The sequence below is a fragment of the Paenibacillus tianjinensis genome (assembly GCF_017086365.1).
GTDB classification, from domain to species: Bacteria; Bacillota; Bacilli; order Paenibacillales; family Paenibacillaceae; genus Paenibacillus_AQ; species Paenibacillus_AQ tianjinensis.
In genome coordinates this window covers 5241164-5258743 of sequence record NZ_CP070969.1, presented here as the reverse complement: position 1 = coordinate 5258743, position 17580 = coordinate 5241164, and the positions used below count along the sequence as shown (strand labels likewise).

General features: G+C 51.1%; 18 protein-coding genes and 1 riboswitch. Of the genes, 15 read left to right on the top strand and 3 right to left on the bottom strand.

Features of this window, described 5'->3' with window-relative positions; all coding sequences use genetic code 11:
* Window positions 1–36: 36 nt before the first annotated feature.
* The 13 genes from JRJ22_RS24370 to JRJ22_RS24310 all read left to right on the top strand — a co-directional run bounded on the left by JRJ22_RS24370 (window position 37) and on the right by JRJ22_RS24310 (window position 13855).
* Complete coding sequence (locus JRJ22_RS24370; protein WP_206105287.1) at window positions 37–477, top strand: hypothetical protein; 441 nt, start codon at window positions 37–39, stop codon at window positions 475–477.
* Window positions 478–480: 3 nt separating this feature from the next.
* Window positions 481–1626: a transglutaminase domain-containing protein gene (locus JRJ22_RS24365; RefSeq protein WP_206101901.1), complete on the top strand. Its 1146-nt coding sequence runs from the start codon at window positions 481–483 to the stop codon at window positions 1624–1626.
* A 98-nt stretch (window positions 1627–1724) separates the two neighbouring features.
* On the top strand, window positions 1725–3863 hold the full coding sequence (locus JRJ22_RS24360; RefSeq protein ID WP_206101900.1) for a peptidoglycan D,D-transpeptidase FtsI family protein: 2139 nt from the start codon (window positions 1725–1727) through the stop codon (window positions 3861–3863).
* A gap of 59 nt (window positions 3864–3922) precedes the next feature.
* Entirely contained in the window at window positions 3923–4666 is a 744-nt protein-coding gene (locus JRJ22_RS24355) for a Cof-type HAD-IIB family hydrolase (RefSeq protein WP_206101899.1), read from the top strand.
* 17 nt (window positions 4667–4683) lie between these two features.
* Window positions 4684–5169, top strand: a complete 486-nt coding sequence (locus JRJ22_RS24350; RefSeq protein ID WP_206101898.1) for a DUF456 domain-containing protein — start codon at window positions 4684–4686, stop codon at window positions 5167–5169.
* Window positions 5170–5195: 26 nt separating this feature from the next.
* Window positions 5196–6824: a putative polysaccharide biosynthesis protein gene (locus JRJ22_RS24345; RefSeq protein ID WP_206101897.1), complete on the top strand. Its 1629-nt coding sequence runs from the start codon at window positions 5196–5198 to the stop codon at window positions 6822–6824.
* Window positions 6825–6935: 111 nt separating this feature from the next.
* Window positions 6936–7280, top strand: coding sequence for a thioredoxin family protein (locus tag JRJ22_RS24340; protein WP_206101896.1), 345 nt, complete (start codon window positions 6936–6938; stop codon window positions 7278–7280).
* Window positions 7281–7383: 103 nt separating this feature from the next.
* A complete protein-coding gene (locus JRJ22_RS24335; RefSeq protein WP_232380943.1) occupies window positions 7384–8310 on the top strand; it encodes a COX15/CtaA family protein in 927 nt (308 codons plus the stop codon).
* Between the two features lie 28 nt (window positions 8311–8338).
* Window positions 8339–10111: a UbiD family decarboxylase gene (locus tag JRJ22_RS24330; RefSeq protein WP_206101894.1), complete on the top strand. Its 1773-nt coding sequence runs from the start codon at window positions 8339–8341 to the stop codon at window positions 10109–10111.
* Window positions 10112–10145: 34 nt separating this feature from the next.
* On the top strand, window positions 10146–10874 hold the full coding sequence (locus JRJ22_RS24325) for a Cthe_2314 family HEPN domain-containing protein (protein WP_206101893.1): 729 nt from the start codon (window positions 10146–10148) through the stop codon (window positions 10872–10874).
* A 123-nt stretch (window positions 10875–10997) separates the two neighbouring features.
* Window positions 10998–11137, top strand: a riboswitch (SAM riboswitch).
* 100 nt (window positions 11138–11237) lie between these two features.
* Window positions 11238–12254 (top strand): methionine ABC transporter ATP-binding protein, encoded by a 1017-nt coding sequence (locus JRJ22_RS24320; protein ID WP_206101892.1) that lies wholly within the window; start codon window positions 11238–11240, stop codon window positions 12252–12254.
* On the top strand, window positions 12254–12922 hold the full coding sequence (locus tag JRJ22_RS24315) for a methionine ABC transporter permease (protein WP_206101891.1): 669 nt from the start codon (window positions 12254–12256) through the stop codon (window positions 12920–12922). Before JRJ22_RS24320 ends, JRJ22_RS24315 begins: the two co-directional genes overlap by 1 nt.
* Before the next feature lie 54 nt (window positions 12923–12976).
* Window positions 12977–13855, top strand: coding sequence for a MetQ/NlpA family ABC transporter substrate-binding protein (locus JRJ22_RS24310; RefSeq protein WP_206101890.1), 879 nt, complete (start codon window positions 12977–12979; stop codon window positions 13853–13855).
* 182 nt (window positions 13856–14037) lie between these two features.
* On the opposite strand, the gene JRJ22_RS24305 is transcribed toward JRJ22_RS24310, so the two are convergent.
* The gene (locus JRJ22_RS24305; RefSeq protein WP_054942914.1) at window positions 14038–14286 is read right to left on the bottom strand and encodes a NifU family protein; all 249 of its coding nucleotides are present in this window, start codon (window positions 14284–14286) and stop codon (window positions 14038–14040) included.
* Window positions 14287–14368: 82 nt separating this feature from the next.
* Between JRJ22_RS24305 and JRJ22_RS24300 the strand changes: the two genes are divergently transcribed.
* Window positions 14369–14623, top strand: coding sequence for a YuzB family protein (locus JRJ22_RS24300; RefSeq protein ID WP_206101889.1), 255 nt, complete (start codon window positions 14369–14371; stop codon window positions 14621–14623).
* Between the two features lie 13 nt (window positions 14624–14636).
* On the opposite strand, the gene JRJ22_RS24295 is transcribed toward JRJ22_RS24300, so the two are convergent.
* Together JRJ22_RS24295 and mqnE are read right to left on the bottom strand one after the other, a co-directional pair.
* Window positions 14637–15698, bottom strand: a complete 1062-nt coding sequence (locus JRJ22_RS24295) for an NAD(P)/FAD-dependent oxidoreductase (protein ID WP_206101888.1) — start codon at window positions 15696–15698, stop codon at window positions 14637–14639.
* A 40-nt stretch (window positions 15699–15738) separates the two neighbouring features.
* Window positions 15739–16845, bottom strand: coding sequence for an aminofutalosine synthase MqnE (mqnE, locus tag JRJ22_RS24290; RefSeq protein ID WP_206101887.1), 1107 nt, complete (start codon window positions 16843–16845; stop codon window positions 15739–15741).
* Between the two features lie 299 nt (window positions 16846–17144).
* Here mqnE and JRJ22_RS24285 point away from each other — a divergent pair, with 299 nt between their 5' ends.
* Window positions 17145–17504, top strand: coding sequence for a HesB/IscA family protein (locus tag JRJ22_RS24285; RefSeq protein ID WP_054942910.1), 360 nt, complete (start codon window positions 17145–17147; stop codon window positions 17502–17504).
* The last annotated feature ends 76 nt before the right edge of the window (window positions 17505–17580 follow it).

The following is a 17580-nucleotide window of genomic DNA, read 5'->3' as shown; positions in this document are numbered from 1 at the left end:
TCGAACGAAATTTGTGATAGGGGTGTTGTAAAATTGATGGATCCGGCAGTGTGGTCACAATTTATTAGAGAGAACTGGCTTGTTATTGTAATAGCGCTTGTCCTGCTGTTTGCTGTAATTAATCTGGTCAAAACGGTACTAAAATGGGCAATCGTTATTGTTATCGTAGCCGGTCTGTTCATTTACAGCGGAGTTACGATGGATCAGCTCGGCAACGCTGTGAATAAGGTTGCGGACAGTACTGTAAGCACGCTGAAGAGCGAAGCACAGGAGGTCATGCTGAGCGAAGCCAAAGAAGCGAAATATACTTCAGGCGGTGACGGCACGTTTACCATTACAACGCCGAATCTGGAAGTGAAGGGAACAGCAGGAGAGGACAAGGTTGAAGTGACCTTCCGCGGGGTCAGCCTGGGCAAGTGGAGTGTAACCGATACAACCAAAACCTTTATCGAAGAAGCCCGGAAGAACGGTAACTAGGGTATGCTGAACAGCTGGATCGAAAGCCTTAGTGAGGCTAATGTCATCTCAATTATATTACTGCTAATTGTACTTTTCTCTCTCTTGCAGGGCTGGAGCCGCGGGTTCAGCCGGGCAGCAGGGGGGTTGTTCGGTCTTCTGGGAACGGGACTGCTTGCTGTGGCAGCTCTGGTAACCGCAGTTCCCGCAGCGCTCTATATATCTCCCCGTGCCCAGGTCTGGGCTGCGGGAGTTGTGCTTCCGGATAGCCGGCTAAGCGGCTGGCAGCAGTTATACTACACCGCTGTATCGGTGCTGGAAGGCTCTCCGCTGGTGCGTTTTTTTCTGCTGCTCCTTTTATGCTACAGTCTCATCCGCCCGCTGCTGGGTCTGCTCTTTATGCTGCTGCCGTTTCGCCTGCCTAGACGGACAGTGAGGCCCCATGACAGGAAGATTACCCAGGCCAGCCGGCTAAGCGGAGCGGTCATTGGACTTGCGATCGGGCTGGTCCGCGGACTGGTGCTGGTTTTTGCCCTCTATATTGGAGTGGGACTGAATCCGGACAGCAGTTTCAGCCGCTATGTGGAAGCCTCTCCAATCTACAGTCAGAGCGCGGCTGCCGTGTTCGACCCGCTCGCCGGTGAGAAAGTGCGCAGCAGGCTGCCGGTTCTGACCAAAGCGGTGGCCGCAGAGATGAATGATATTCTCCGGCGGAAATATGAGGTCATCGATCATGATATTTCTGCGAATATCGTGGAGGCCGCTGCGGAAATAGCCGGTCCGGGCAAGGATGAGGAGCAAAAAGCCAAGCTGCTGTATGATTGGATAGGCTCGCGGATTTCTTATGACTATGCCAAGGCGGAGAACTATGAGCAGAACCGGATCTGGCATGAGCAGACGCCGCAGGATACGTTCGATACCCGGCTTGGTGTCTGTATAGACTATGCCCGGCTGTATGCGGTAATGGCCCGTTCGCAGGGACTTCAGGTGCGTGTCGTGACCGGACGGGGTTATGATGGACAAGGCGGATATGGCCCTCATGCCTGGAATGAAGTGTACATCCCCCTCAGACAGGCCTGGATTCCGCTGGATTCCACCTGGGCATCCAGCGGGAACTGGTTTAACGTCCAGGATTTTGATAAAACCCACATGAAAGAGGATGTACTGTGACAAAGAGGCGGTACGCCGTGATTCTATGGTACAATTCGAGAGGGATAATCCCCTGGATGCTATAAAGGTTTATTTAGGATGTAAAGGAGTGAAAAATTGTGAGTTTTTTCCGTAAGCAGGCCTCTCCGCCAGACGAAACCACCAGCAAGAGTTCACTTGGCCTGCGGATTAACGTGTTTTTCTTCAGCACGTTTATTATTTTTTGTGTCATCATCATTCGTCTTGCAGTCTTGCAGTTTGTGGAAGGACCTACCTTGACAGAGGTAGAGACCAGCCGTGATACCAAGAATGTGCCGCTTGCGGCTATCCGGGGCGTCATTCGTGCAGCGGGGGGCGAAGAACTCGCTTATTCGACCTCGGTGCAGTCTCTGTACATTACGCTAACCAAAGAATACACTGCCAAAACCACAGACAAAGCAACTGGTGAAACAACACTGACCCCGGAAGCAAAAGCCAAAGGGGAGGCGCTTGCCGCCAGGCTGGTTAAGGACTTTCATAAATACGGTGATCCAAATGCAGTACAGCTGACGCAGGAGGATATCATCGATTCACTGGACTTGTATTTCAAAAAGTATTCAGGATTTATGGCGCGGCGGATTAAGGCGGGGCTGACTTCAGATGAAGTAGCCTATTTTATGGAGCATAAAAATGAATATCCGGGTCTGGAAATTGTCGAGGAGAGCAGCCGCCACTATGACAAGGATACGGTAGCCGTGCAGACAATCGGCTATATTAAGCCGTTCAAATCCTCAAGCAGTCTGGATATTTATAAGAATATTCAATCGGCCATGAAGAAGATCGATGCTGATCCCGGCCTGAGCTATAAAGATGATGAATTTGTCGGATTCGACGGGCTTGAACTGCAGTATCAGCGTGAGCTCCGCGGCAAGAACGGCTATCAGGTCATTTCCGTTAATCCTCAGAATATGGCTGAAAAGGTTGAAGAGGTGGTGCCACCTGTCAAAGGCAACGATATTTGGACCACGATCAATAAAAACATCCAGCTGAAAACAGAACAGGCCATTACGGATCAAATCAGCTGGCTGCATTCCCATGCTGTCCAAGGGCAGACCCATCCGGATGCACTGACCGGTTACGCGGTTGCGATGGAGGTAGACACCGGAAATATCGTTGCCATGGCGAGTATGCCGGACTACGATACCAATGTATGGACAGCTGAAAAGATGGACACCGATATGTGGAATAAAATCATGGGCAACTATCAGAACGGAACCATTACTCCTTATTCTTCGGGGATGTCGGGCCATGAATTTGGTTCTACGGTCCTGCTCGGCTCCACAATCAAACCGCTGAGTGTACTGATTGGTCTGAATGAAGGTTTCTTTTCCACTTCAACGGTTTATAACGATAAGGGTATTGCTTATTTCGGTAAAAATGATAATGCTTCAGTGCGGAACGCTTCCGGTCACGTGTACGGTGCAATGGATCCGGCGAGAGCGATTGAGAAATCCTCCAACGTTTTCATGGTCGATATGGTCGGTAAAAAACTCTGGGAGAAGTACCACAACAGCGGGATCGAAGTATGGGATAAATATATGAAGGAATTCGGTCTGGGCGTCTCGACGCAAAGCGGATTGCCAAGAGAGTATCTGGGGCAGATCAACTATACCAATACTGAAGCAGCCGGCAGTGCGCAAGCCGCATTGATCTATGCTTCATTTGGCCAGCAGGGGCGCTATACGGTGCTTCAGCTTGCCCAATATGCTTCGACACTGGCGAATGAAGGGGTGCGGATTAAACCGCAGCTGGTCAGCAAAATTACAGACTCCGAAGGCAACACGGTAAAAGAGTTCGGGCGTCAGGTGCTGGATGAGGTAACCACTTTCGATAAATCCTTCTGGAATGAGATCAAAAAAGGTATGAACAGTGACGTCACTGCGTTCACTGATTTCCCTTATGATTTTGCCCGCAAAACAGGGACCTCGCAGCAAACGGACAGAACCAACAAAAACCGCGATAACGGGGTATTTATTGCTTTTGCTCCGCGCGAAAATCCCAAGCTTGCTGTGGCTGTAGTTATTCCTGAGGGCGGCTTCGGTTCCAACAGCGCGGCGCCGATTGCCCGTAAAATTTTTGATGCTTATGACTGGGAATATGGTCTCGACGGGGTGCCGAAGAAGAATGTGAAATCCGCAGATTCTGCTGCTGATGGGGCGGGTGCTGCGACAGAGGGAACGGAAGCAGATCCAACAGGAGCAGCGGATACAACGAACTAAGGAAATACAAATCAGCCCTTCAATTCATATAGGGCAAAACAAGAAATGGAGGGGTGGCAATGACTGCCAAATACCGCCTGCTTGCACTGGATATGGATGGAACCTTACTGAATGACGACCAAGTGATTACCCCGAAAACGGTGGAATGGATTACAAAAGCGGTCGATGCCGGCGTTCACGTCTGCCTGTCTACCGGGCGGGCGTTCAGAAGCGCTATGCCTTACGCGGAGCAGCTTGGCCTTAAGACGCCAATGATCACCGTTAACGGGAGCGAGATCTGGCGCGAGCCTTATGAGTTATACCGCCGCTCCCTGATGGATCCGGCGCTGATTGAACAGCTGTACCAGATTGCAGAGGATTACGGCATCTGGTTCTGGGCTTACTCCACCGAGCAGGTCTACAACCGCAAGAATTGGGATGGGGACATTATGGGCAGAGAATGGCTTAAATTCGGCTATTCTACGGAAGATGATGAAATCCGCCATAAACTGCTGATGCAGCTTCAGGATCTGGGAGGACTGGAAATCACTAATTCCACCCCGCATAATCTGGAGATTAATCCGCTTGGCGTCAACAAGGCCTACGGGATCGGCGAAGTCTGCAGACTTCTCGGGATCGAGATGTCCGAAGTGGTTGCAGTTGGCGACAGCCTGAACGATCTGGCGGCTATCCAGCAGGCCGGGCTGGGCATCGCTATGGGCAACGCCCAGAAGACCGTACAGCAGGAGGCGGACGCTGTGGTCGCCACCAACAACGAGGACGGCATCGCGGAAGTCATTGAGAAATATATTCTACCATCATAACTTTAGGGGATGAACGAATGGCAATCCTGGGTTGGATCCTGATCATTGCTTTGTTTGCGGTAGGGCTGGCCGGGGCGGTATATCCGATATTGCCCGGTGCGCTGGCGATTTATCTGGCCTTTTTTGTGTACGGATGGTTCTTCTCCTTCCACTCCTTCGGCGCTTTTTTCTGGATTATCCAGACGCTGATAGTGGTCGTATTGTTTGTGGCCGACTACGTAGTAGGTGCCTGGGGGGTCAAGAAATTCGGGGGCTCACGCGCATCAGTCATCGGCAGTACGATCGGACTGATTGTAGGTCCATTCGTGATTCCGGCCTTTGGCCTGATCATCGGCCCGTTCGTGGGCGCATTTGTCGGTGAGCTGATCGTGGGCTCCAAGCCGGGCAAAGCGGTCAAGGTCAGCTTCGGTTCCTTGCTTGGCTTATTTACCAGCACGGTAGTCAAAGTGATCTTACAGATTGTTATGGTGGTCCTGTTCTTTATCTGGATCAGTGTGTATTAAATTAACAGAGAAGAAGGCGAAACAGCTTGTCCAAGAAAGAGTCTTTTGTCAAAGGTACGCTTATTCTGGCCGCAGCGGCACTGGTGGCCCGCGTGCTGGGGCTGGTTCAACGGGTTCCGCTGGACCATATATTCAATGATATCGGGCGGGCATCCTTCGGGGTGTCCAACAATATTTACTTAATGCTGCTGACTGTAGCTACTGCCGGCATTCCAAGTACCCTAAGTAAAATGGTCTCAGAGCGGTATGCGTTGAACCGTCCGGAAGAGGCAAGACAAGTGTACCATGCAGCGCTCCTCTTCTCGGTCGGGGCCGGTGTCATTATGACCCTGCTGCTGTACTTCGGAGCGCCGTTTTATGCCACTCATATCGCTGATGTACCCGAATCAGCCATGGCGGTAAGAGCGATCGCACCGGCACTGCTTTTATTCCCGGCCATAGCTATGATGCGGGGGTATTTCCAAGGGCGCAATAATATGATGGCCGGCGGGATTTCTCAGATCGTGGAGCAGGTTGCACGGGTATTAACAGCTATTTTACTCGCTTATATTTTACTGCAGCAAGGATATAACAATACCGTTATCTCTGCCGGTGCTTCCTTCGGCAGTGTGCTGGGAAGTATTGCGGCATTCGCTGTAATGATTTATTTTGCAATGAAGCTGCGCCGTGCGGATAAGGAGCAGAATCTGAATTATAATTCAGATAAGAAGCTGCCTATCTGGAGTATATACAAAGATATTTTCACCTTGTCCATTCCAATTGTGCTATCTTCCCTTACCATTCCTGTAGTAAATGTTATTGATACATCGCTTGCGGTTCCCCTGTTAATTGATCAGATCGGACGGGAGAGTGCGACAGAGGCACTAGGTATCTTAACCACCCGGGCCCAAAGTGTAGCTGGCATACCTCCGGTTCTGGCCATCGCACTTGGAACATCGCTGATTCCGATTATTTCGGCAGCTTATGCGCGACGTGATGAAGTTCATCTTAAGCGTCAGATTACACTGGCTTTGCGTATATCCATTCTGACGGGTATGCCGATTGTATTGGCACTCTCTGTCGCCGCCTATTCCGTGAACGGACTGCTGTTTTCCGGTTTGGGAGGCAGTGGAATCGTCGCCATGCTGACGATCGGGACGATTTTCCAGATTACGATGATGACGACCAACTCGATCCTGCTGGGAATGGGGAAATCGCGGATCTCCATGTATTATGTGCTAGCCGGGATTCTCGTGAAGCTTGCGGGCAGCTTCCTGCTCAGCAAGGTATTCGGTATTTACGGTATTATCGGTGCAACGGGACTCTGTTTTATCGTCATTACTTTGCTGAATCTGCGCATGCTTAAATCGGTTGTGCCCTTTGAGATTATGGGCAAACGCTGGGGCGGCTTCGCCGTTGCCGTGCTGGCGTCCGGCGGGATCGGCTACGGCCTGAACGAAGCAGGTATTATGCTGACCCACTTCATGCCTGCACGCATTGCCTTCCTTATTACCTGTCTGGTTGTGGGTGCGGCGGTTGTAATCATTTATCTGGTACTGTTGATTGTTCTGGGTGTGCTCAGCCGGCAGGAGATTGCCGGTTATCCGCGTGTTCTGCAGAAAGTGCTGAACCCGCTGATGAAACTGCAGCCTGCACGGGTACGCTCAAACGAATAATGCTGTGATATTTGTTTTAATTTGTCTTTTTTAATTGACTTCCTGAGCACAATTTGCTTCACTTAGAGAGAAAGGCAGTATACAGTTTAACCCAGAAAGGATTGAACCTTAATGGATAAAATCTCTTCCCCTGCGGAATTTCAGGTGGCGATTCAATCGCCCCGCTTAACAGTTGCCGTGTTCAAAGCCGACTGGTGCTCCGATTGCAAATTTATCGACCCGTTTATGCCGGAGGTTGAACAGAAGTATGAAGACCGCCTCACGCTGGTTGAAGTCGACGTAGATGCAGTCGGTGATGTCAGCCAGGAACAGAATATACTGGGCATTCCAAGCTTTGTCGCTTACAGCGATGGCCGGGAACTTGTGCGCTTCGTTAACAAGCTGCGCAAATCCCGTGAGGAAATCGAGAACTTCCTGAACAGAGCCCTCGAGGTTTATCTGAGCATTCACAAGTAATGAAGCCTGAAGCACCGCTTTCGCCCTACCAGAGCAGAAGCGGTGTTTTTTTCAATCTCTCCATGATTTCTTCCATCCATTCCTACAAATGCGGGTGATCCAATTGACGACAACACATTTGAAATGGCTCAGCTACATAACCTGCCTCATTATGTTCCTCGCCTTGTTCGGAGGCGCCGTAGTAACCAAGACTGGTTCAGGGCTGGAATGCGGAAATGAATGGCCGCTGTGTCATGGTAAACTGATTCCGGCTTATACCATCGGCTCGCTGATTGAATACACCCACCGTCTGTTCAGCGGACTGGCGGGTCTATTATCGCTGGCCTCCGTGTATGCCTTCTGGCGTTATGGACGGAAGCAGAAGGATTTATTGGTTTATGCCTTGTTAACGCTCCTGTTTGTCGTTGTGCAGGGTGGAATGGGAGCGCTTGCGGTAATCAAATCCCAGTCTGCTGCGGTAATGGCGCTGCATATGGGTTTCTCTTTGATTGCGTTTGCAAGCTCACTCATGCTGGCTCTGGGTACGAAACGAAGTCTTGAATCGGGTGAAGAAAAGGATGACCGGGAGCCGGCAATCAGCCGGGGCTTCCGCAACTTAACGTGGATTACAGCGTTATATTCTTATATCGTTGTCTATATCGGGGCTTATGTCAGCCATACAGATTCACAGGGAGGCTGCTCCGGCTGGCCGCTCTGCAACGGGGAATGGGTTCCCGAGCTAACAGGCGGTGTGGGCATCGTGTTTATGCACCGGATCGCGGCGGCACTGCTGTTTCTTCTGGTGGCAGTACTAGGCCACTTGGCGTTCTGGAGGTACAAAGGACTGGCTGAGCTGAGAGCGCTTGGCGTTAGTGCCGTTACGCTCTGCCTGCTGCAGGTATTGAGCGGTGCAGCTGTAGTTCATACACTGTATAACGAAAGATTGTACATATTTGCCGCATTGGCCCACATCCTGCTGATTGCCGGATTGTTTGGTGTCCTTTGCTACATGAGTGTACGTGTGTGGCAGCTTAGTAAATTGAAAAAGTAATCTGCCATGTTCGAGGAGGAACAATATAGTGGGATACGGAAATTTGCGCCAGTGGATTGAGCAGCTTCGCAAAGACAAGGATCTTGCCGTAATTGAAACACAGGTGGACCCTTATCTGGAGCTTCCGGAGATTCACCGGCGTGTGGCACGGGAGGAAGGGCCGGCACTGTTATTTACCAATGTAAAAGGAACGCCATTTCCCGTAGCGACTAATTTATTCGGGACCGCTATGCGGGTCGAGAGAGCGTTTGGCAGCCGTCCGGAGCAGCTAGTGAAAGCACTGATGGGTGCAGCTGAAACGCTGCTTCCGCCTACCCTCACCAGCCTGTGGAAGGAAAAAGCACTGATCTTCGACCTGCTGAAAGTGGGCACTAAACATGTGCCGCAGGGTGAGGCTCCGGTGCTGGGGGTATGCCGTACTTCCGATCCGCTTCGCGAGCTGCCGCCTGTAACAAGCTGGCAGGAAGCGGAAGGGTCTTATATTACCCTTCCGCTTGTCTACACAGAAAGCTTGAGTAATCCGCAGAAGCATAACCTCGGAATGCACCGGATTCAAATCATTGATGACAATACGGCAGGGATTCACTGGCAAATGCATAAAGGAGCCGGACTGTATCATCAAGAGACCGAGATTCAGGGTGAGGCGCTGCCGGTATCTGTATTTATCGGCGGCCCCCCGGCGCTGATTGCTGCAGCAAGCGCTCCAGGACCGGCATGGCTGCCGGATCTGGTCTTCGCGTCAATTGTCCTGGGCGGGAAACTGCCCATGGTCAAAGATCCGCTCGGCGGACACTCCATCCCGGCTGAAGCGGAATTTGCGCTCCGCGGACTTGTCTCTCCGTATGGGCAGAGCCAAGCAGGCGCTTTTGCAAATAATGATAAGTATAATTTCCCGCAGCATACTGCCCCAATAATGCATGTGCAGCGGATGTGGCACCGCAAGGATGCGATTTACCCTGCGACGATTGCCGTCACTCCGCGTGAAGAGAATTACTACTTAGTCGATTTTCTCCAGCAGGTGCTATCCCCGGTCCATCATTTGGCTATGCCGTCGGTACATGCATTCTGGACTTATTCTGAATCTGGTCCGGATGGAGTGGCTGCCGCGGTTGTACAGGATAGTTCACCGCAGGATGCTCTGGGTACGGCTTTCCGCATATTGGGGGAGCGGCAGCTGTCTGTTTGCCGGTTCCTACTGCTGACGAGCGAGCCGACCGCTTTTTCCGATTTCCCTAAATTACTGGAAACTGTGCTGGAACGATTCAACCCCGGAACAGATCTGCATGTGTTTAGAAGCACAGCACGAGTCAGGCTGGAACCGGTTGAACGCGCACCCGGCCCGGACAGCCAAGCTGTGATTATAGGTATCGGACCTGCGGTGCGGGAGCTTCCCCGTACTTTCACGGAAGGCCTCCTGCCAGGAATTACAGAAGCCATTCCGTATTGCGGCGGATGTTTAATCGTTTCCGGTGCATCCTATGAAGAAGACCCTGACCTTCCGGTCCGGCTGAACACTGCGCTGCGCGAACGGAATACAGCCTGGCCGCTGGTGATTATGGTGGATCACGCTGCGGAGGCAGTCCGTACACAGACCTCTTTTCTCTGGACAGTGTTCACCCGGTTCAATCCGGCCGACGATATCTACGCAGAAGCCGAAGTGAAGCAGCACCACATCGGCTACAAGCTGCCCATTGTGATCGATGCACGTATGAAGTCTGGTGATGATGAAGAGCAGTCGACATGCACGAGTACGCTGGATATGGTGGACCGCAACTGGAGCAGCTATTTCCGGCAAGGATAGTATACATTTTTCTTTATTTTGAGGGGGATAAGAGATGCTGCGGGTATTACTGGGAGAACCTCCGCGCCAGAACAGCGGCGTGCTCGCCGATGCGATGGATAACATGGCGAAGGTGGCATCCATGCTGCGCAAGGAGATGAACGCACATGAAGACCGGGACCATGAATACCGCAAGCTGGAGGTTTGGACACGCGGGCTGATCTCCTCACTGGATGAACTGGAGCAGAGCTGGTTCGCGGCCGCCTTTTACCGCAAATTGGTGGTTGCCGGGTATATGGATGATATGTCGGTAACGGAGCAGGGCGAATATGCCCGTTATGTTTATTTCTATAAAAACGGCTTTATCCGTGTCTTCTCCCTGCTGGACAAGCTGGGAACGGTGCTGAACAGCCTGTATAATCTGAATACAAGCCAGACCAAAGCCCACTTCTCCTATTTCACGGTACTTCGGCAGTTCCAACTGCTCAAAGAGCATACCCCGCTGGCGGATGAACTGGAAAATATCAAGAACTCTTACCGGGAGCCGCTGCAGAATCTGCGCAAACGCCGCAATGCAGAAATTCATTATATGAATGCCGAAATGCAGGATGATCTCTGGCAGAGGCATCAGGGGCTGCACGACAAAATTCAGCTTGAGGATCTGGACAGTCATTTGGAGGATTTGAGGCAGGGTTTGGAGATGGTCTGCAAATCTTTATGTGCCGCCTTCCGGTACAGTAATGAGCAGTGGCACAAGAATGCCTCCAGCCAAAAGCGGGTGTGAAGACAGACTCACGTTAAAGCGTAAAAATCTTCCTTTGACAAAAAACCTGAAACTCACTATACTTAGGCTTGCATTATACTCTTACATCCTAAGATAACTATACGGCACTAATTTCATATCATAATCTTATCGAGAGCGGCGGAGGGATAGGCCCGATGAAGCCCGGCAACCGATTTGTATCCAGTAAACCAAGTGTACTGAGTACAAGTGTCATGGTGCTAATTCCTACAATGGCGAGGGTAATCGCCGTTGGCAGATGAGAAGGCATTGTAACTAAACGCACAGGGCCTCTTGCGATCTGCAACCGATCGTAAGGGGTCTTTTTGATACATGGAAATATGCATTAAGGGGGAACGACAGAAATTGATAGAGTTAAAAGAGTTGACTAAGGTATACGGAAAAGGCAGTAAAGCTGCTGTGGCGCTCTCGGGCTTAAATCTGTCCATTCAAAAAGGCGAGATCTTCGGCGTGATCGGTCATTCCGGTGCAGGCAAAAGCACGCTGATCCGCTGCATCAATCTGCTGGAGCGCCCGACGAAAGGTGAGGTTTGGGTGGATGGCGTCGAGCTGACCAGCCTCAGCCAGGGCCAGCTGCAGGAGAAGCGGCGCAAGATCGGCATGATTTTTCAGCACTTTAATCTGTTGTCTTCAGCTACGGTATATGACAATATTGCTTTTCCGCTGCGTCTAGCCGGTACGCCGAAGGCGGATATTGAACGCAAGGTCAAGGATTTGCTGGTTCTGGTCGGACTTGAGCAGCACCGGAACAAATATCCGGCGCAGCTCTCAGGCGGACAAAAACAGCGGGTCGGCGTAGCCCGTGCGCTCGCCAGTGATCCGGATGTACTGCTCTGCGATGAAGCGACCTCGGCGCTGGATCCGCAGACCACTGACTCCATTTTGCGGCTGCTGCTCGACATTAACCGCAAGTTTCATCTGACCATTGTACTGATTACCCATGAGATGCATGTCATTCAGAGTATCTGTGACCGGGTAGCGGTTATTCATGGCGGTGGAATTGTTGAACAGGGTGAGGTGGCGGAGGTGTTCCTGAAGCCCAAGCATGAGGTGACCAAGGACTTTATCCGCAGTGAAACCCAGCAGGACGGTCCGTTAAGAGCGGCTATAGAAGCGGTAAACGGAGAGAACACCAAAGCGGTCAAGATCACTTTTCTCGGACAAAAAACCTACGAATCCACGTTATCCCACGTTGTGCGCGGTACAGGCGTCAGCTTTGCGATTCTTCAGGGTACGATCTCGACCATTAAAGATGTGCCTTACGGCCAGCTGATTGTCCGCTTTGAAGGATCGCTTGAGGCGATTGATGCTACCCTGGCGGAGCTTGCGGCACAAGGTCTTGATGTGGAGGTGATTTCCTAATGGCCGGCTTGAATTTTAATGATATCAATTGGGAAGAAATGCTGGATGCATCCGTAGCCACACTAAAAATGTTAGCCTATTCCGGAATATTCACAATTATTCTTGGTTTACCACTCGGAATTGTGTTATATTTATGGGGGAAGTCCAAAAACAATATTATCAGGGCTGTTTACTCAGTATTATCACTGCTTGTTAACATCCTGCGGTCCGTTCCATTCCTGATCCTGATGGTGGCTCTGATTCCGCTGAGCAAGACGATCATGGGCACCTCGATTGGTGTCCTGGGAACAATTCCGGCACTGGTCATCGGAGCGGCTCCGTTTTTTGCCAGACTGGTGGAGACGGCACTCCGTGAGGTTGACCGGGGGGTAATTGAAGCGGCACAAGGCATGGGAGCCTCTACGGGGCAGATTGTGCTGCGTGTGCTTTTGCCGGAGGCTCGTCCAGGTTTACTGGCCGGTGTGACGATTACACTTGTAACCCTCGTCTCCTATACAGCAATGTCAGGGATGATCGGCGGCGGCGGTCTTGGTGACCTGGCAATCCGTTATGGCTATTACCGGTATGAGAAAGAAGTAATGATTATCTCTGTAGTGCTGATGGTTATACTAGTGCAGCTGCTGCAGATGGCCGGTGACCGGCTGGTTCAATATTTTACCCGGAAATAAGGTACTTCCAGATATAGCCTTATTCATACACACATACTAGAGGGGGATTTACTGATGAAAAAAGTACTTTTGACGTTCTTTAGCTTGACCTTAGTACTCGTGCTGGCGGCTTGCGGCAACAATAACAATGCCAATAATGCAGCGAACTCCGCGGCAACGAATGCACCGGCAGCAGATGCTTCCGCAGAACCTACTACTGAACCTGCAGCAGACCCGGTAACACTTGTTGTCGGTGCGTCTCCTGTACCGCATGCAGAAATTCTGAAGGCTATCGCTCCGCTGCTTGAAGCACAAGGCATTAAACTGGAAATCAAAGAATTCACGGATTATATCCTGCCGAATACACAGCTGGCCGAGAAAGCACTGGATGCGAACTTTTTCCAGCACCAGCCTTACCTGGATGACCAGAACAGCAAGAACGGTACCGACCTGGTAGCTGTAACAGCTGTACACGTGGAGCCCTTCGGCGCCTATTCCAAAAAGATCAAATCGATCGACGAACTGGCTGATGGTGCAAAAGTAGCGATTCCCAACGATGCAACCAACGGCGGACGTGCTTTGATTCTGCTGGCCAAGAATGGTCTGATCACCCTGAAGGACGATACCAACATCACCTCCACGAAAGCTGATATTACTGAAAATAAAAAGAACCTGGACATCATCGAACTGGATGCAGCTATGCTGCCACGCCAGCTGGATGAAGTTGACCTGGCCCTGATCAACACTAACTTCGCACTCGAAGCGGGTCTTGTGCCAACGAAGGATGCCCTGTTCATCGAAGGTACAGATTCTCCTTACGCCAACATCCTGGTGGCACGTCCGGACAATAAAGATTCCGATGCCATCCAGAAGCTTGCTGCAGCACTGAACTCTGCAGAAGCAAAAGCCTTCATCGAAGAGAAATACCAAGGTTCGATCATCCCGGCATTTTAAGCAGCTGCCTTACGCGGCTGCATGAATAACGAAAAGACGTCCCAAGTCATACTAATGACTGCTGGGGCGTCTTTTTTTAACCTGCCAGAAAGCTGCTCCGGGTTGTGGCTCCTGGAGAAATCCTCTATAATATAAAAAATCCCGGCTCTCCAATAAGAGAGTCCGGGACGTATAAAACGGGATTAGAATACTTGAACAACTTCTTCTACGCCTTCTACTTCTTCGAGTAGGGCACGTTCGATCCCGGCTTTCAGCGTGATCGTGGAGCTTGGGCAGCTGCCGCAGGCACCCATAAGCTTCAGCTTAACAATGCCGTCTTCAACATCAATCAGTTCCACGTCACCGCCATCGCGCTGCAGGAACGGACGAAGTTTATCGAGCACTTCCAGAACCTCATCATACATGGTGGTGCTTTGTGCATTCTCACTCATTTCTCAATCACTCCTTTCGTATGTTCATTATAGTACAAAAAGTTAAAAAATAAAATGGTTAGGGCAGAATAAGGAGAACAACATGAGACCAATTATTGAATTTTGTGCCAGCAATATCGGGCACGGGACTGGGCCGCTTAAAGACAAGCTGGAGCTGAATCCCGAATATGATGTCATTGAATATGGTTGCCTGAATAACTGCGGCGAATGTTACCTGAGACCGTTCGCCATGGTCGACGGCGAAATCATCGAGGCGGATTCCCCGGCAGAGCTGGAGGAAGCCATCGAGACTGCCATCAAAGAGCAGGAAGCCTGGGACAACCTCGAATTGGACTAGTCCTGAGAAAGAGTTAACCGAAATGCCGCTTGGACATCCAGAGCACACCGCTTTTGAGCAGGCGGGGAACACGCCCCATAACAGACCGGCGGCCCATAAGGCCGAAACCGGCATTTTTGCCGAGCGAGCCGAGGGTCCCCTTAAGCTTGATCCTGCCCAGCTTCGGAGTATCGCCGCGCCATAGCGCCTGCAGGACCTGTGCAACCTGTTCGCCTTGGGCACCAGCGGCCTGTGCGCTTGGTGCAAAGGGCAGGCTGGCACAGTCCCCGATTACGTATACTTCCGGATAATCGGCTACATTATAATGCGGTCCGAGAATAATCCGACCGCCGCGGTCTTTGGCCAGCTCCAGCTGCTGCACGACTTTCACTGGCTGGATACCCGCTGTCCATACCGTTACATCCGCAGGAATCTCCTGGGTGCCGTTAAAAATGGCATCCTTTTCGACATGGGAAACTGATACACGCCCCAGCGTCTGCACCTGATGTTCGCTGAACCATTCCTCTACGTACTGCGACAGCTTGGCCGGAAAAGCGGACAAAACACGTTCTCCCCGGTCCAGGATCGAGATATTGAGGTCTGGGCGGCTTTCACGCAGCTCTGCGGCCATCTCTACTCCACTGAGGCCCCCGCCCACGATATTTACTGTTCCGTAAGGCTTAATATCGTTCAGCCGGCGGTAGGTTTCCCGGGTGCCGGAGAAGCTCTGGATACTGCAGGTATATTGCTCCGCCCCCGGAATTCCATGGTAATTATCCGTGCAGCCCAAAGCAATCGCCAGGATATCATAGGAAACCGGCTCGCCGGATTCCAGGATGACGATCCTGCTGTCCAGATCAATGGAACCGACCTCGCCGTAGCGTACAGTTAAACGCGGGTGGACCGGAAACTGGATGCGCAGATGATAGTCGTTCACAGTACCTGCGGCAAGGGCATAATATTCGGTCTTGATTCCCTGATAGGGCATCCGGTCAATCAAGACGATCTCAACATCGTGCGGGAGATGGTGGTCGAGTAATTCCTGGATCAGGGCAAGGCCGCCGTAGCCGCCGCCTAGGACGAGTAATGTTCTCATGCGGACCGATCTTCCTTTCAATTATGGATCATTGCTGGCGCTATTCGTAAACCTTAATCTCGTTATAGAAGGTGTCCCGTTCCACCGGAATACGTCCGGCGCCTTTCACGAGCCAGATCAGTTCTTCACGCGTAATGCCTTCAGGAGTCAACGCCCCTGCCGCATGGCTGATCCGTTCCTTCAGAATGGTTCCGTGTACATCGGATGCCCCGAAGCTAAGGGCTACCTGAGTCAGCTGTACGCCGATATTAATGAAGTAGGCTTTGATGTGGTCGAAATTGTCCAGCATTAACCGGCTGACCGCAATGGTCTTAAGATCCTCATACGCCGAGTTGCGGCGCATAATTCCGGCATTCCGGTTCTTAGGCTGCATGGACAGCGGGATGAACACCATGAAGCCATTCGTCTCATCCTGCAGCTCGCGGATCTGCAGCATATGGCGGATCCGGTCTTCGCGGGATTCGATCGAACCGTACAGCATGGTGGTGTGGGTCTTCATGCCGATTTGATGTGCCGTCCGGTGCACCTGAAGATATTCCTCTACATTTGCTTTATCAACCCGCATTTTTTTACGGTACTGGTCGGACAGAATTTCCGCACCGCCGCCTGTCAGCGATTTGAGCCCGGCCGCCCGCAGCTCTTCCAGTACTTCGCGGATGCTAAGTCCGCTGATGCGGGTGAAGAAATCAATTTCAGCTGCCGTGTAGGCTTTGAGGGTTACCTCAGGAAAACGTTCATTCAGGGCTTTCAATGAATCAACGTAATACTGGAAGGGCACCTTATCATTATGGCCCCCGACAATATGGAACTCACGTACCCCAGGATGAATATGCTGTTCGACATATTGCACCATTTCCTGACCGGAAAGGGTATAAGCGCCTTCTTCGCCGTCATCTTTGCGGAAATTGCAGAATGCGCAGCGGGATTCGCAAACATTGGTGAAGTATAGACTCATATTCTCAATAAAATACACCTTATTACCGTTTTTGCGCAGATTGACCTCGTTCGCAAGCTGGCCGATCGTGAGCAAATCATCACTTTCATATAAATAAACGCCATCTTCCAAGTTTAATCGTTCTCCGCCGCGAACTTTCTCAATAATGCCCGCCATTCTGGCATCCGTGTGTGGTGTTATAAGTGTAGACATATGATTTCCTCCTGAAGGTTGGCGAGGCGAAAGCACCCGCAGAATTAATACCGGAATACCTAGCCGGTGCTATTAAGCATAAAAATAGAGGCGACAACAGCCTCGTGACAAATTTCCGAATTTTACAGCGCATCGCTTTCCCTATTATAAACCTCTCTCCAAGGGTGAGCAACCAGTGGAGAAAGTTCGCATATCCGGTTCAGCCCCAGCTCTGCTGCGGCACAGTTATGACTTGAGGGAAGGGGAATAGTGGAGTATACTTAGCTTTATATAGTGCATTTTTAAGGAGGCTAGAGAACATGATTACAATCAGTGAAACAGCAGCGGGACAACTCAAGACGATGCTGGCTGAACAGGAAGTACCGAATATGTTCCTTCGCCTTGGCGTAACTCCGGGCGGCTGCAGCGGGTTCTCTTACGCTATGGGATTTGACGATAACGAAACCGATCAGGATGTATATATGGATATTGAAGGTCTTAAAGTAGTCGTAAGCAAAGATGATATCCGTTACCTGGACGGTTTGGAGATTGATTTTGAGGAATCCGGCATGACCGGAGGCTTCACCATTAATAATCCGAATGCTACCGCTACATGCGGATGTGGTTCATCGTTCCGTACGAAGGAAGATGCGGGTCAGCCGAGCGCTGAGCCGTGCTAATGTCGGTTAGGTAACCGTTTTGAACCTCTTGAATGGTGTATGATGTACTGCACTTTTCAGGAGGTTTTTTTATATT

Bases quoted from the DNA above. Each gene is read 5' to 3' on its own strand.
- JRJ22_RS24370 (WP_206105287.1), top strand. From the start codon at position 37: ATGGATCCGGCAGTGTGGTCACAATTTATTAGAGAGAACTGGCTTGTT.
- JRJ22_RS24365 (WP_206101901.1), top strand. From the start codon at position 481: ATGCTGAACAGCTGGATCGAAAGCCTTAGTGAGGCTAATGTCATCTCA.
- JRJ22_RS24355 (WP_206101899.1), top strand. From the start codon at position 3,923: ATGACTGCCAAATACCGCCTGCTTGCACTGGATATGGATGGAACCTTA.
- JRJ22_RS24350 (WP_206101898.1), top strand. From the start codon at position 4,684: ATGGCAATCCTGGGTTGGATCCTGATCATTGCTTTGTTTGCGGTAGGG.
- JRJ22_RS24340 (WP_206101896.1), top strand. From the start codon at position 6,936: ATGGATAAAATCTCTTCCCCTGCGGAATTTCAGGTGGCGATTCAATCG.
- JRJ22_RS24325 (WP_206101893.1), top strand. From the start codon at position 10,146: ATGCTGCGGGTATTACTGGGAGAACCTCCGCGCCAGAACAGCGGCGTG.
- JRJ22_RS24315 (WP_206101891.1), top strand. From the start codon at position 12,254: ATGGCCGGCTTGAATTTTAATGATATCAATTGGGAAGAAATGCTGGAT.
- JRJ22_RS24310 (WP_206101890.1), top strand. From the start codon at position 12,977: ATGAAAAAAGTACTTTTGACGTTCTTTAGCTTGACCTTAGTACTCGTG.
- JRJ22_RS24305 (WP_054942914.1), bottom strand. From the start codon at position 14,286: ATGAGTGAGAATGCACAAAGCACCACCATGTATGATGAGGTTCTGGAA.
- JRJ22_RS24300 (WP_206101889.1), top strand. From the start codon at position 14,369: ATGAGACCAATTATTGAATTTTGTGCCAGCAATATCGGGCACGGGACT.
- JRJ22_RS24295 (WP_206101888.1), bottom strand. From the start codon at position 15,698: ATGAGAACATTACTCGTCCTAGGCGGCGGCTACGGCGGCCTTGCCCTG.
- mqnE (WP_206101887.1), bottom strand. From the start codon at position 16,845: ATGTCTACACTTATAACACCACACACGGATGCCAGAATGGCGGGCATT.
- JRJ22_RS24285 (WP_054942910.1), top strand. From the start codon at position 17,145: ATGATTACAATCAGTGAAACAGCAGCGGGACAACTCAAGACGATGCTG.